This window comes from Cupriavidus nantongensis, from assembly GCF_041726985.1.
GTDB classification, from domain to species: Bacteria; Pseudomonadota; Gammaproteobacteria; order Burkholderiales; family Burkholderiaceae; genus Cupriavidus; species Cupriavidus nantongensis_A.
The window spans coordinates 2,228,827-2,242,935 of the sequence record NZ_CP168303.1 but is presented as its reverse complement, the minus strand read 5'-3'; the positions used below and the strand labels follow the sequence as shown (position 1 = coordinate 2,242,935).

The following is a 14,109-nucleotide window of genomic DNA, read 5'->3' as shown; positions in this document are numbered from 1 at the left end:
GCGCAAAAATTGCACCCCCGAACCCGCGGTACGCCCGCGCACGCCTTGCGGCGCGCGGCGCCCGGCCGCTCACGCTTGTTGTCGCCCGGGCTTTCAGCCGGCGCTTCCTGAACACTAGATGGACCATATCCGTAATTTCTCGATCATTGCCCACATCGACCATGGGAAGTCCACACTGGCCGACCGGATCATTCAGCTTTGTGGAGGGCTGTCGGATCGGGAGATGGAAGCGCAGGTTCTCGATTCGATGGATATCGAAAAAGAGCGCGGCATCACCATCAAGGCGCAGACCGCCGCGCTGAGCTACAAGGCGCGCGACGGCCAGGTCTACAACCTGAACCTGATCGACACCCCGGGACACGTGGACTTCAGCTATGAAGTCAGCCGCTCGCTGTCCGCCTGCGAAGGCGCGCTGCTGGTGGTCGACGCCTCGCAGGGCGTCGAGGCCCAGACCGTGGCCAACTGCTACACCGCAATCGAGCTGGGCGTGGAAGTGGTGCCGGTGCTGAACAAGATCGACCTGCCGCAGGCCGACCCTGACAACGCAATCCAGGAGATCGAGGACGTCATCGGCATCGACGCGCAGGATGCCACGCCGTGCTCGGCCAAGACCGGCCAGGGCGTGCAGGACGTGATCGAGGCGCTGATCGCCAAGGTGCCGCCGCCCAAGGGCGATGCCGACGCGCCGCTGCAGGCGCTGATCATCGACTCGTGGTTTGACAACTACGTCGGCGTGGTGATGCTGGTGCGCGTGGTCAACGGCACGCTGCGACCCAAGGACAAGGTGCTGCTGATGGCCACCGGCTCGCAGCACCTGGTCGAGCAGGTGGGCGTGTTCACGCCCAAGTCGATCCAGCGCGACGCGCTGACCGCGGGGCAGGTGGGCTTTGTCATTGCCGGCATCAAGGAACTGAAGGCGGCCAAGGTGGGCGATACCATCACCACCATGCAACGCAAGGCCGAAGCGCCGCTGCCGGGCTTCAAGGAAGTCAAGCCGCAGGTGTTCGCCGGCCTGTATCCGGTCGAAGCCAACCAGTACGAGGCGCTGCGCGAGTCGCTGGAAAAGCTGCGGCTCAACGACGCCTCGCTGATGTTCGAGCCTGAAGTGTCGCAGGCGCTGGGCTTCGGCTTCCGCTGCGGCTTCCTGGGCCTGCTGCACATGGAGATCGTGCAGGAACGGCTGGAGCGAGAGTTCGACATGGACCTGATCACGACCGCGCCGACGGTGGTGTACCAGGTCGAGATGCGCGACGGCACCACGGTCACCGTGGAAAATCCGGCGAAGATGCCGGACCCGAGCAAGATCGAGGCGATCCTGGAGCCGATCGTTACCGTGAACCTGTATATGCCGCAGGAATATGTCGGCTCGGTGATCACGCTGTGCACGCAGAAGCGCGGCTCGCAGATCAACATGAGCTACCACGGCAAGCAGGTGCAGCTGACCTACGAGATCCCGATGGCGGAAATCGTGATGGACTTCTTCGACCGCCTGAAGTCGGTGTCGCGCGGTTACGCGTCGATGGACTACGAGTTCAAGGAATATCGCCCGTCCGACGTGGTCAAGGTCGACATCCTGATCAACAGCGACAAGGTCGATGCGCTGTCGGTGATCGTGCACCGCTCCAATTCGCAATACCGCGGGCGCGAAGTCGCCGCCAAGATGCGCGAGATCATTCCGCGCCAGATGTACGACGTGGCGATCCAGGCTGCGATCGGCTCGAATATCATCGCGCGTGAAAACGTCAAGGCGCTGCGCAAGAACGTGCTGGCCAAGTGCTACGGCGGCGATATCTCGCGCAAGAAGAAGCTGCTGGAAAAGCAGAAGGCCGGCAAGAAGCGGATGAAGCAGGTCGGTACCGTCGAGATTCCGCAAGAGGCCTTCCTGGCCATCCTGCAAGTCGACGACAAATAATTGCCGCGCGCAGGGCAGGGGCAGGGCCATGCCCGGCAGCCTTGCCGGCGTGGTGACAGAACAGGCTGTACCAGGATTTCCAAGAACCAGAAGCCGTCATGAATTTTGCACTGATCCTTTTTGTGCTGGTGGTGATCACGGGCGTGGCGTGGGTGGCCGACAAGCTCGTGTTCGAGCGGCAGCGCCGCTCTTCGGCGCGGCTCGCGCTGGCCGAGTTCGATTCGCAGCAGGGCCGCCTGCAAGGCAGCTTCGGCACGGCCGATGCCGACGCCACGCGCAAGCGCCTGGCCGAAGAAAAGCTGCGCCAACCGTGGTGGCTGGAATATTCGGCCAGCTTCTTCCCGGTGATCCTGGCGGTGTTCGTGCTGCGCTCGTTCGTGGTCGAGCCGTTCAAGATCCCGTCCGGCTCGATGATCCCGACGCTGCTGATCGGCGACTTTATTCTCGTCAACAAGTACGAGTACGGCATCCGCCTGCCGGTGGTGAACAAGAAGATCATGGACATGGGCGAGCCCCAGCGCGGCGACGTGATGGTGTTCCGCTACCCGAAGGACCCGTCGCTCGACTACATCAAGCGCGTGATCGGCGTGCCGGGCGATGTGGTGCAGTACGCCAACAAGCGGCTGACCATCAACGGCAAGCCGGCCGAGTACGCCGCGCTGCCGGATTTCCTCGACGAGGAGCGCCTGGCCTATTCGCGTCATTTCCGCGAAAAGCTCCCGGGCAGCGTCGACCATGGCATCCTGAACGACGCCGACCGCCCGGCCTTTATCGCCGGCGCGGATCCGGATTTTCCGTACCGGGACAACTGCACCTACAATCAACAAGGTGTGACTTGCAAGGTACCTGCAGGTCACTATTTCGTCATGGGCGACAACCGTGACAACAGCCTCGATTCCCGTTACTGGGGCTTCGTGCCGGACCAGAACATCGTCGGCAAGGCGTTCGTGATCTGGATGAACCTGGGCAATTTCGGACGCGTGGGATCGTTTAAATAAGCATCTCCGCGGCGCAAGAACACTCAACAAAACGAGGGCAGGCGCGATGGGTCGATTTGGGAAGGTGGGGGCAGGAAACCATCCGGCATGGCGCCGGAGCGGCGCCGGTGGATTTTCCGTATGGACGCTGCTGGTGATTGTGGTGTTCGTGGTCGGCGTGGCCTTGCCGGCCCTGCGCGCGATCCCGAGCCTGGTGGAATATTTTTCGGTCAAGCGCGCCGCCGGCTATGCCAAGCAGCGCGCCGCCAACAAACGTGAAGTGGTCGAATTCTTCGAGAAGCAGGCCGCCATCGACCGCATTACCGCGGTCAAGGGCGAAGACCTGCTGATCCGGGAAGACGATAACGGCACCATCCAGTCGGTCGATTTCTCGTACCGCACCGAGGTGCCTGTCTACGGACCCCTGAGCCTGTTGATTACCTATTCAGGAACGCAGCACTGATATGAACCTCGACGCCTTGCAGCAACGACTCGGCTACCGATTCAGCAAGCCCGAATTGCTGCAACAGGCGCTGACGCACCGCAGCCACAGCGCCCAGCACAACGAACGCCTGGAATTCCTCGGCGACTCGGTGCTCAACTGCGCCGTGGCCGACATGCTTTATGGCATGTTCGGCAAGCTCGACGAGGGCGACCTGTCGAGGGTGCGGGCCAACCTGGTCAAGCAGCAGGCGCTGTACGAAATCGCCCAGATGCTGCAGTTGTCCGACACCCTGCGCCTCGGCGAAGGCGAATTGAAGAGCGGCGGTTTCCGCCGCCCGTCGATCCTGGCCGATGCGCTCGAAGCCATCGTCGGCGCGGTGTTCCTCGACGCCGGCTTCGACGCCGCGCGAGCGCTGATCCGCAAGCTCTATATCCCGATCCTGGAGCAGGTCGATCCGCGCACGCTGGGCAAGGACGCCAAGACCCTGCTGCAGGAATACCTGCAGGGCCACAAGATTGCCCTGCCGCAATATAACGTAATCGCCACACACGGTGCCGCGCACAGCCAGCAGTTTGAAGTCGAGTGCACCGTGCCTAAACTGGAAGTCCGGGTGTTCGGCACCGGCGCGTCGCGGCGCGCCGCCGAGCAGGCCGCCGCCAAGCTGGCGCTGGATGAAGTCCAGAAGCTGGTGCCGCAGCTGCTCAAGCGCAGCCGCGCCGAGCGTACCGGCAAGACCCGCAAGCAACCCCAGCCGCAGGATCCGCAGCTGTCTCTCAGGTTGAAGGAATGACCGAATCTACCCATCCGCAGCAAGACGCGGCGGATACCCCGGCCGCGGCGTTCCGCTGCGGCACCGTGGCCATCGTCGGCCGCCCCAACGTGGGCAAGTCCACGCTGATGAACGCGCTGGTCGGCCAGAAGATCAGCATCACCTCGCGCAAGGCGCAGACCACGCGGCATCGCATCGTCGGCATCCAGACCACCGATGACGCGCAGTATGTGTTCGTCGACACGCCGGGCTTCCAGACCCGCCACGCCAGCGCGCTGAACCGTTCGCTGAACCGCGCGGTCACGTCCACGCTGTCGTCGGTGGACCTGGTGCTGTTCGTGGTCGAGGCCGGCTACTACGGCGCCGACGACGAGAAGGTGCTGTCGCTGCTGCCGAAGAATACGCCGGTGCTGCTGGTGACCAACAAGCTCGACCGCATCGGCGAGAACCGCTCGGAAGTGATGATGCCCTTCCTGGAAAAGATGGGGCAGCTGTTCCCGTTCCGCGAAGTGGTGCCGATGTCGGCCAAGACCCGTGACCATATCGCAAGGCTGTTCGAGATCATCCGGCCTTACCTGCCGGAAGGCGAGCCGATGTACGACGCCGACGCCATGACCGATCGCAGCGAGCGCTTCCTGGCTTCGGAAATCATCCGCGAGAAGGTGTTCCGCTGGACCGGCGACGAGCTGCCGTACACCAGCACCGTGATCATCGACAAGTTCGAGACTGAGGGCCGCCTGCGCCGCGTCTTTGCCACCATCCTGGTCGAGCGCGACGCGCACAAGGCCATGATCATCGGCAACAAGGGCAGCAAGCTCAAGCAGATCTCGACCGAGGCGCGCCTGGACATGGAAAAGCTGTTCGACGGCAAGGTCTACCTGGAAATGTGGATCAAGGTGAAGAGCGGCTGGGCCGACAATGAAGCCGGCCTGCGCGCATACGGCTACGAGTGAGCCCGGCAACGGTCCCGAGCCCAACCCGACAGCGAGCCCCCAGCGAGCGCCCCGTGAGCAAGACCGCTGACATCGCGCGCGCGCCCGCGCCCAAGGCCCGGCGCGCCGACCCCGTGGTCGACGAGGCCGCCGAACTGCTCGACAGCGGCGCGCTGCCCGGCATGGCCGACGCCGCCGCGCGCGCGATGATGGATCGCGCCATGCGCATCGTGCCGGCGCGGCCCGAATCGCGCGTGGCCGAGCAGCCCGGCTTCGTGCTGCACGCCTGGCCCTATCGCGAGACCAGCCTGATCCTGGACGTCTTCACGCGGGACTATGGGCGCATGTCGATGGTGGCCAAGGGTGCCAAGCGCCCGCACTCGGCGCTGCGCGCGGTGCTGCAGCACTTCCATCCGGTCTCGGTGTCATGGAGCGGCCGCGGCGAGGTCAAGACCCTGACCAAGGCCGAGTGGGTCGGCGGCATGCCACCGCTGGACGGCGATGCGCTGCTGTCGGCGTTCTACCTGAACGAACTGCTGATGCGCTTCTGCCCGCGCGAGGACGCGCATCCGGTGCTGTTCCGCCATTACCTGTCGACGCTGACGCGACTGGCGCATGGCGAGCCGGCCGGGCTGGTGCTGCGCGGCTTCGAGCGCGTGCTGCTGCAGGAAACCGGTTTCGCGGTGGCGTTCGACCAGTGCCTGAGCACCGGCGAGCGGGTGCTGCCGGGCCTCGACTACGTCTACCAGCCCGAGCGCGGCGTGCGCCGCGCGCAGCCGAGCGATCCGTCGACGTGGCCGGTGGTGTCGGGCCAGACCCTGCTGGACATGGCGCAGGACGACTACAGCCGCGCGCAGACCGCCGCGCAAAGCCGCGCGCTGATGCGGTTCCTGCTGCATTATTATTTGCAAGGCGCGCCGCTGAAGACGCGCCAGATACTGATCGACCTGCAGTACCTCTGACCGACAAGAATCTCCGACTTACTCCTGCACCTGCTCGCATGATCTTCCACGCAAATCCGGGCGTCATCGACCTTGGCGTCAATATCGACCACGTGGCCACGCTGCGCAACGCGCGCGGCACGGTGTACCCCGATCCCATTCGCGCCGCGCTGCTGGCGGAGCAGGCCGGCGCCGACCTGATCACGCTGCACCTGCGCGAAGACCGGCGCCATATCCGCGATGCCGACGTGCGCGCGCTGCGCCCGCAGCTGGCCACGCGCATGAACCTGGAATGCGCGATCACGCAGGAGATGCTCGACATCGCCTGCGAGATCCGCCCGCAGGACGTGTGCCTGGTGCCGGAGCGCCGCGAAGAAGTGACCACCGAGGGCGGGCTGGACGTGGCCGGCCGCTTCGAGCAGGTGAAGGCGGCGTGCGCGCAGCTGGCTGGCGCCGGCATCCGCGTATCGCTGTTCATCGATCCGGAGGCCGACCAGATCGCCGCCGCCGCGGCCTGCGGCGCGCCAGTGATCGAGCTGCACACCGGCCGCTATGCCGACGCGCATACTCCTGGCGAACAGGCCACCGAGTTCCGCCGTATCGCCGACGGCGCCGATGCCGGCCAGAAGCATGGCCTGGTGGTCAATGCCGGCCACGGGCTGCACTACACCAACGTGCAGCCGATCGCGGCGCTGCCGGGCATCAAGGAGCTGAACATCGGCCATGCCATCGTCGCGCATGCGGTATTCGCGGGCTGGGAGAACGCGGTGCGCGAGATGAAGGCGATCATGGTGGCCGCGCGCCTGGGCACGCAATATCCTGCCGCGAGCACCCCGGCGTGATTTACGGCATCGGCACCGACATTATCCAGATCGCCCGCGTGCAGGGCGTGATGACGCGCACCAACGGCCGTTTCGCCGAAAAGGTGCTGGGCCCCGACGAGCTGGCCAAGTACCATGCCCGCAAGGCGCGTTCGGAAAAGCGCGGCCTGGCGTTCCTGGCGACGCGCTTCGCGGCCAAGGAGGCGTTCTCCAAGGCGATCGGCCTGGGCATGCGCTGGCCGATGACGTGGCGCGCGATGGAACTGATGAACCTGCCGTCCGGCGAGCCCACCGCGGTATGCCATGGCGAGCTGGCCGCGTGGCTGGCGGAACGCGGGCTGGTCGTGCGGGTCAGTGTCAGTGACGAACATGATTATGCAGTCGCCTTCGCCATTGCCGAGCGCAGCGGCGCGGCGGCGTCTCAACCTGCAGCCTTGTGAACCCAACCCCTTCCATGTCCAAGAAGAATTCCGGCAAGCGGCCGGGCCCGGTGGTCCTCGATGTCGTCGGCAAGCAGCTCGACGCGGAAGATGCGCGCCGCATCGCGCATCCGCTTACCGGCGGCGTGATCCTGTTCGCGCGCAATTTCGAATCTCGCGCGCAGCTGCAGGCGCTGACCCGCGCGATCCGCGCGGTGCGCGACGACGTGCTGATCTGCATCGACCATGAAGGCGGTCGCGTGCAGCGCTGCAAGACCGATGGCTTCACCCACCTGCCGGCGATGCACCGCCTGGGCGAACTGTGGGAACGCGACGTGCTGGCCGCGACCAAGGCGGCGGTCGCCTGCGGCTACGTGCTGGCCGCCGAGCTGCGCGCCTGCGACATCGACCTGAGCTTCACTCCGGTGCTGGACCTCGACTACGGCCGCAGCGCCGTGATCGGCGACCGCGCCTTCCACGCCGATCCGCGCGTGGTGTCGATGCTGGCCGGCCACCTGAACCATGGCCTGCTGCTGGCGGGCATGAGCAACTGCGGCAAGCACTTTCCCGGCCACGGCTACGTCGAGGCGGATTCGCACGTGGCGATCCCGGTCGACGAACGCACGCTTGACCAGATCCTGGGCCAGGACGCGCGTCCGTATGAATGGCTGGGGCTGTCGCTGTCGTCGGTGATGCCGGCGCACGTGATCTATCCCAAGGTCGATCCCAGCCCGGCCGGCTTCTCGCGCTACTGGCTGCAGGACGTGCTGCGCGCGCAGCTGGGCTTCGAGGGCGTGATCTTCAGCGACGACCTCAGCATGGAAGGCGCCAGCGTCGCCGGCACCGTTACCGAGGCCGCGCGCGCCGCGCTGGGCGCGGGCTGCGACATGGTGCTGATCTGCAACCACCCCGAGCGCGCCGACCAGCTGCTGAGCGAGCTCGACGTCGAGATCGGCAAGCCCTCGCAGCGCCGCATCCGCAAGCTGTTCGCGCGTCGCAAGCCGCTGGACTGGAACAAGCTGCAGCAGGAGGGCGAGTACCGCGCCGCGCTGCGCACGCTGAAGGAACACGAGCTGATCGCCTGAACGCGTGCGGCGCGCGTCGTGCGCAAACAAAAATGGCAGCCGAGGCTGCCATTTTTTATTGCGCGCCCCGCGTTGAAGCGGGGCCAGACCAGCGCCTTAGTTGGCGCGGCTGCGGTATTCGCCGGTGCGGGTGTCGATTTCGATCTTGTCGCCGATGTTGCAGAACAGCGGCACTTGCAGCTCGAAGCCGGTGTTGATCTTGGCGCCCTTGAGCACCTTGCCCGACGAGGTGTCGCCCTTGACGGCCGGCTCGGTGTAGACGATTTCGCGGACCAGCGTGGTCGGCATTTCGACCGAGATGGCCTTGTCGTTGTAGAACACGACTTCAACGTTCATGCCGTCCTCGAGGTAGTTCAGCGAGTCACCCATGCTGTCCTTCTCGACTTCGTACTGGTTGTAGTCGGCGTCCATGAACACGTACATCGGGTCAGCGAAGTACGAGTAGGTGCATTCGCGGCGCTCGAGCACCACCACTTCGAACTTGTCGTCGGCCTTGAACACTGACTCGCCCGGTGCGTCCGTCAGCAGGTTCTTGTACTTCATCTTGACCACAGCGGCGTTGCGGCCCGACTTGTTGTACTCGGCCTTCTGCACGACCATCGGATCGCCGCCGATCATGAACACGTTACCGACGCGGAGTTCCTGTGCGATTTTCATCTGAACTGATTTCCTGAAAAATAAAGTCTAGGAATTTGGAATGGCGAAGGCGCGCTGCCGGCGTGCCCGCGGTAAGCCCGCGAGAGCCCGGATCCACGCGCTCGCGACCCCGTGCCCAGCTTGCTTTAGGCCATTGCCCCGCGTGGTGGTTCACGCCCGGCAAGACCCTGGTTCTCCGGCCCGGTCGCCATTTGGATCAACCGGTTATTTTACCTGATTTTCGCAAAACGCCACCAGGTTGGCGGCAAGGTCGCCTGGATGCTGCAAGCGCCGCTCCCAGCGCGGCGCGATCGCCGCAAGTGCCGGCAGCTGCGCCCGCAGGCGTGGCCAGTCGGGCGCATTGCCGTAGCCGTTCCAGGCGTGCCAGAAATCGGCAAGCGCAGCCGCCGCGTCCGGTGCCACGCCGCTCTGCGCGAACAGGTCCAGCCAGGCATCGAGCTTGACCCGGTGGGCCTCGTCGTCCTGCGGATAGATGTGCCAGACCAGCGGCCGCGCCGCCCACTGCGCGCGCACGAAGGAGTCCTCGCCGCGCACGAAATTGAGGTCGCAGGCCCACAGCAGTTCGTCATAGTGTTCCTGCCGCACGAAGGGAGTGGCCTGCACGCACAGGCTGCCGCGCGCGACCGGCCGGTGCGGCTCCAGCGAGGCGCCGAGCCACTCCGCCACTTGCCGGGCCGCCAGGCCGGCCGGCACCAGGCAATGGACGGCCTCGCTGCCGTCGCGCCATTGCTCCAACAGCGCCGGCAGCACGGGGTTGCGGTAGGCGAACAGGCTCACGCGCAGCGCATCGGTCAGCGGCGTCACGCCCAGCCGGTGCCACAGTGATGCCTGCGCCGCCGCGCCGTCCAGGAACGCGGCGCGCTGCGCGCCCAGCATCGATTCACGCAGCAGCCCGCCGGTGCCGGGTTCGAAGCCGGGAAAGAAGAAGTGCTTGACCAGCGGCAGGCGCGGATGGGGCGAGGGCATCGCATGATGTTCACGCACCCACGCTTCGGCGCTCAGGTATTCCAGGTTGATCCACGCGGGTTTGGGCGCGCGCGCCGCCATGCGCTCGAGGAACGCCGGCGGCAGGTGGCAGGCGAAGGCTTCGATGACGGCATCGTGCGGCATGGCGCCGGCGGTGCCGTCGGCTTCGCCGGCCGCGGCGGACGGGTGCCAGGGGCGGATTTCCACGCCGGCGAGGTGCTGGACCGCGGCGGCTGTGTCCAGCTCCGGCGCCAGCCGGGCGAAGCTGGCCAGGTCGTCGACCCACAGCCGCACCGCGTGCCCGTGCTCCTGCGCCAGCTGGCGGGCCAGCCGCCAGCAGACGCCGATGTCGCCGAAGTTGTCGATCACGGTGCAGAAGATGTCCCAGGAACGGATAGGCATGAGAGGTGGTGGTCGGCGGGGCGCGCGGTTGAATTGCTCTAAACTTGCGATTTTAGAGGCCGCGCGGCATTGACGCGCGCCGGTCCGCAGCGGTCACCGTCCCCACATGTCAGACCAGCAACCCGATTCCCCGAAACCCGCCGACGAGGTACCGGTCGAGGCGCACGCCGAGATGCCTGCTGCGCCAGCGGAAACGCAGGCTGAAGCGCCCGCTGAAGCCCTGGCCGAGGCTCCGGCCGAGCCCTTCGACGCGCGGCCTGTCATCTCGCGCCTGCCCGGCTTGCCTGGCGTCTACCGCTATTTCGACGCGCACGGCAACGTGCTTTACGTGGGCAAGGCGCGCGACCTGAAGAAGCGGGTGGCGAGCTACTTCAACAAGACCCAGCTGTCGCCGCGCATTGCGATGATGGTGTCGCGCATCGCGCGCATCGAGACCACGGTAGTGCGCACCGAGGCCGAGGCGCTGCTGCTCGAGAACAACCTGATCAAGGCGCTGGCGCCGCGCTACAACATCCTGTTCCGCGACGACAAGTCGTACCCGTTCCTGAAGCTGACCGGGCACCGCTTCCCGCGTATGGCGTACTACCGCGGCGCCACCGACCGCAAGCACCAGTACTTCGGCCCGTTCCCGAGCGCTTATGCGGTGCGCGAAAGCATGCAGATCCTGCAGAAGGTGTTCCAGCTGCGCACCTGCGAGGACACCGTCTTCAACAACCGCACGCGGCCGTGCCTGCTGCACCAGATCCACCGCTGCACCGGGCCGTGCGTCAATGCCATCAGCGAGGACGACTACGCGCGCGACGTGGCCAACGCCGCCCGCTTCCTGCAAGGTCGCCAGACCGAGGTGCTGGAGGGGCTGCAGGGCAAGATGGAGCAGCACGCCGAGCGGCTGGAATTCGAGCAGGCGGCGGCGGTGCGCGACCAGATCGCGGCGCTGTCGACCGTGCTCAAGCGCCAGGCGGTGGAAGAGGTGGGCGGGCAGGCGCGCGACATCGACGTGCTGGCCGTCGCGGTCGAGGGCGGGCGCGCCTGCGTCAACCTGGCGATGGTGCGCGGCGGTCGCCACCTGGGCGACAAGGCCTACTTCCCGGCCCATGCGGATGAAGCGGCGATGATCGTCGAGGACGCCGACGAGCGCGCCGAAGATGGCGCCGACGAGCCCGGCGCCCTGGCCGCCGCGCTGCCGTTGACGGTGGACCGCATCGCCACGCGCGTGCTGTCGGCCTTCATGGTGCAGCACTACCTGGAGCAGCCGGCGCCGCCCATCATCGTGGTCAGCCATGTGCCGGACGACGGCGCGGTGCTCGAGGCGCTGGCGCTGCATGCCGGGCGCAAGGTCACGCTGGTGCGCCAGCCGCAGGGCCAGCGCAAGATCTGGCTGGAGATGGCGCAGCAGGGCGCGGCGCTGGCGCTGTCGCGCCGCCTGGCCGAGCAGGGCAGCCAGGAAGCGCGCACGCGCGCGCTGGCGGAAACCATCGGGCTGGACCTGGAAGACCTGGCGCTGCTGCGCGTCGAGTGCTTCGACATCAGCCATACCGCCGGCGAGGCCACGCAGGCGTCGTGCGTGGTGTACCACCACCACGACATGCAGAACAGCGAATACCGGCGCTATAACATCCAGGACATCATCCCGGGCGACGACTACGCGGCGATGCGCCAGGTGCTGACGCGGCGCTACCAGAAGCTGGTCGAGCAGATCCAGGAAGACGGCGGCACGGAAGGTGGCAGCGAAGCCGCGGCGCTGGTGCCGCAGATCGTGCTGATCGACGGCGGCAAGGGCCAGGTCGAGGTGGCGCGGCAGGTGTTCGAGGAGCTGGGCCTGGATATCGGCCTGCTGGTCGGCGTGGCCAAGGGCGAGGGCCGCAAGGTGGGGCTGGAGACGCTGGTGTTCGCCGATGGCCGCCCCGCGCTGGAACTAGGCCAGGGCAGCGCCGCGCTGATGCTGGTGGCGCAGATCCGCGACGAGGCGCACCGCTTTGCCATCACCGGCATGCGCGCGCGCCGCGCCAAGACGCGCACCACCTCGCGGCTGGAAGAGATCGAGGGCATCGGCGCGCGCCGTCGCCAGAAGCTGCTGACCCGCTTCGGCGGCCTGCGCGGCGTGATGGCCGCGAGCATCGACGAACTGGCCAGCGTCGAGGGCATTTCGCGCGGCCTTGCCGAGGAAATCTACCGGCAGCTGCACTGACCGCGGCCGCCGTGGCCGGCGGCGGGCCGGCACGCCGATCGCCGGAAATGCTCGATTGGCCCCGAAATCGGCGACAATCGCAAGATTGGTTACCGTCCCCCGCCGTCCGAGTTCCATGCCCTTCAATATCCCGATCCTGCTGACCTGGCTTCGCGTCGCCATGATTCCACTGGTGGTGGGGGTCTTTTACCTGCCCGATGCCTGGCTGCCGATGCACACCAAGAACCTGACCGCGGCGGCGTTCTTCATCATCGCCGCGGTGACCGACTGGCTCGACGGCTTCCTCGCGCGGCGGTGGAACCAGACCTCGTCGTTCGGGGCGTTCCTGGACCCGGTTGCCGACAAGTTGATGGTGACTGCGGCGCTGCTGTCGCTGCTGGCGCTGGACCGCGTCACCGACCTGATCGCGCTGGTCATCATCGGGCGCGAGATCACCATTTCGGCGCTGCGCGAGTGGATGGCGCAGATCGGCGCCTCCAAGAGCGTCGCGGTGAATTTCCTGGGCAAGCTCAAGACCACGGTGCAGATGGTGGCGATTCCGCTGCTGCTGTTCAGCGACCGCCTGTTCGGCTTCGATGCCCATTTGCTCGGCACCTGGATGATCTACGTGGCGGCGGTGCTGACGCTGTGGTCGATGATCTACTACATGAAGCTGGCATGGCCGCAGATCCGCGAACGCAGCAACGTGGTGGCGCGCGCAGGCGCGCCCAAATGAAAAGAAAATCGAAAAAGTGGTTGACGGGGAGGGCAGTTCTTTGCATAATCTCATTCTCGTTGCTGACGACGCAAGCGAAAGCAGCGAGATAAGGTGGGTTTAGCGCAAGATGTTGTGAGATATCTGCGTTTTGCGGCATAAAACACCTTAATTGGATTTTAGTAGTGCCCTGCGGGAGTAGCTCAGTTGGTAGAGCGCAACCTTGCCAAGGTTGAGGTCGCGAGTTCGAGACTCGTCTCCCGCTCCAAGTCAAATCAGGTCTTGGCAGCGTGGTCATCGCGGTGCGGGGCTGGCAGCAAAAGATGTATGCGGGAGTAGCTCAGTTGGTAGAGCGCAACCTTGCCAAGGTTGAGGTCGCGAGTTCGAGACTCGTCTCCCGCTCCAATCCCCAAAGGGAAGCCACGCTTCCCTTTTTGTTTGGGTTGAATCGCAGCGCCGCGGCAACCGCGGCTGAATGCGGATACAATCCAGCAGCACGTCACCTGGCGGGGTGGCAGAGTGGTTATGCAGCGGCCTGCAAAGCCGTGTACGCCGGTTCGATTCCGACCTCCGCCTCCAGTTGCAAGCAGAACGGCGCCTTTGGGCGCCGTTTTTGTTTTTCCGGGCCGCATTGGTGGACCGGCTGCACCGCCCGGACGTGGCGGGCATGTTACATTACTCCTGTCGTACGCTTTTCGGGGGGCTCCGCGGCTTGGCTCGCGGGGCAGCATGTCAATCGCCATCCCCGATCCGTGACGCGCCGCCGGCGTGTCCGGGGCCGCTGCGGCATCTCCCGTTCTTCCCCGTTCCGATGCTGCTGCCGATGGTTGCGGCGACTGTCCCGCGCTGAACGCTGGTGCGCGCCGGATGCGCTGTGCCACTCGCCAGGCAAGGGAGCGGG

General features: G+C 65.9%; 13 protein-coding genes and 3 tRNA genes. 14 read left to right on the top strand and 2 right to left on the bottom strand.

Features of this window, described 5'->3' with window-relative positions:
• The first annotated feature begins 118 nt into the window (after nucleotides 1–118).
• The 9 genes from lepA (at nucleotide 119) to nagZ (ending at nucleotide 8,301) form a co-directional block, all read left to right on the top strand.
• Nucleotides 119–1,912 (top strand): translation elongation factor 4, encoded by a 1,794-nt coding sequence (lepA, locus tag ACEI37_RS21575; protein ID WP_373378084.1) that lies wholly within the window; start codon nucleotides 119–121, stop codon nucleotides 1,910–1,912.
• 98 nt (nucleotides 1,913–2,010) lie between these two features.
• The gene (lepB, locus tag ACEI37_RS21570; RefSeq protein ID WP_373378083.1) at nucleotides 2,011–2,910 is read left to right on the top strand and encodes a signal peptidase I; all 900 of its coding nucleotides are present in this window, start codon (nucleotides 2,011–2,013) and stop codon (nucleotides 2,908–2,910) included.
• A 46-nt stretch (nucleotides 2,911–2,956) separates the two neighbouring features.
• A complete protein-coding gene (locus ACEI37_RS21565; protein ID WP_373378082.1) occupies nucleotides 2,957–3,352 on the top strand; it encodes a DUF4845 domain-containing protein in 396 nt (131 codons plus the stop codon).
• Between the two features lies 1 nt (nucleotide 3,353).
• Nucleotides 3,354–4,124, top strand: coding sequence for a ribonuclease III (rnc, locus tag ACEI37_RS21560; protein WP_012353305.1), 771 nt, complete (start codon nucleotides 3,354–3,356; stop codon nucleotides 4,122–4,124).
• Nucleotides 4,121–5,056, top strand: a complete 936-nt coding sequence (gene era, locus ACEI37_RS21555) for a GTPase Era (protein WP_174077865.1) — start codon at nucleotides 4,121–4,123, stop codon at nucleotides 5,054–5,056. Before rnc ends, era begins: the two co-directional genes overlap by 4 nt.
• A gap of 53 nt (nucleotides 5,057–5,109) precedes the next feature.
• Nucleotides 5,110–5,997, top strand: a complete 888-nt coding sequence (gene recO, locus ACEI37_RS21550) for a DNA repair protein RecO (RefSeq protein WP_373378081.1) — start codon at nucleotides 5,110–5,112, stop codon at nucleotides 5,995–5,997.
• 38 nt (nucleotides 5,998–6,035) lie between these two features.
• Entirely contained in the window at nucleotides 6,036–6,818 is a 783-nt protein-coding gene (pdxJ, locus tag ACEI37_RS21545; RefSeq protein WP_373378080.1) for a pyridoxine 5'-phosphate synthase, read from the top strand.
• A complete protein-coding gene (acpS, locus tag ACEI37_RS21540) occupies nucleotides 6,815–7,237 on the top strand; it encodes a holo-ACP synthase (protein ID WP_018005144.1) in 423 nt (140 codons plus the stop codon). The genes pdxJ and acpS overlap by 4 nt, the downstream gene beginning before the upstream one ends.
• A gap of 14 nt (nucleotides 7,238–7,251) precedes the next feature.
• Nucleotides 7,252–8,301, top strand: a complete 1,050-nt coding sequence (gene nagZ / locus ACEI37_RS21535) for a beta-N-acetylhexosaminidase (RefSeq protein ID WP_116378922.1) — start codon at nucleotides 7,252–7,254, stop codon at nucleotides 8,299–8,301.
• Nucleotides 8,302–8,397: 96 nt separating this feature from the next.
• Here the strand turns inward: nagZ and efp are convergent, their stop codons facing one another.
• Both efp and earP read right to left on the bottom strand, forming a co-directional pair.
• A complete protein-coding gene (gene efp / locus ACEI37_RS21530; protein WP_010814696.1) occupies nucleotides 8,398–8,958 on the bottom strand; it encodes an elongation factor P in 561 nt (186 codons plus the stop codon).
• A 204-nt stretch (nucleotides 8,959–9,162) separates the two neighbouring features.
• On the bottom strand, nucleotides 9,163–10,326 hold the full coding sequence (earP, locus tag ACEI37_RS21525) for an elongation factor P maturation arginine rhamnosyltransferase EarP (protein WP_373378079.1): 1,164 nt from the start codon (nucleotides 10,324–10,326) through the stop codon (nucleotides 9,163–9,165).
• Nucleotides 10,327–10,498: 172 nt separating this feature from the next.
• Here earP and uvrC point away from each other — a divergent pair, with 172 nt between their 5' ends.
• The 5 genes from uvrC to ACEI37_RS21500 all read left to right on the top strand — a co-directional run bounded on the left by uvrC (nucleotide 10,499) and on the right by ACEI37_RS21500 (nucleotide 13,787).
• The gene (gene uvrC, locus ACEI37_RS21520; RefSeq protein WP_373380295.1) at nucleotides 10,499–12,514 is read left to right on the top strand and encodes an excinuclease ABC subunit UvrC; all 2,016 of its coding nucleotides are present in this window, start codon (nucleotides 10,499–10,501) and stop codon (nucleotides 12,512–12,514) included.
• A gap of 115 nt (nucleotides 12,515–12,629) precedes the next feature.
• A complete protein-coding gene (pgsA, locus tag ACEI37_RS21515) occupies nucleotides 12,630–13,229 on the top strand; it encodes a CDP-diacylglycerol--glycerol-3-phosphate 3-phosphatidyltransferase (protein ID WP_062800835.1) in 600 nt (199 codons plus the stop codon).
• A gap of 171 nt (nucleotides 13,230–13,400) precedes the next feature.
• Nucleotides 13,401–13,476, top strand: a tRNA-Gly gene (locus tag ACEI37_RS21510).
• 61 nt (nucleotides 13,477–13,537) lie between these two features.
• Nucleotides 13,538–13,613, top strand: a tRNA-Gly gene (locus ACEI37_RS21505).
• 100 nt (nucleotides 13,614–13,713) lie between these two features.
• Nucleotides 13,714–13,787, top strand: a tRNA-Cys gene (locus ACEI37_RS21500).
• The last annotated feature ends 322 nt before the right edge of the window (nucleotides 13,788–14,109 follow it).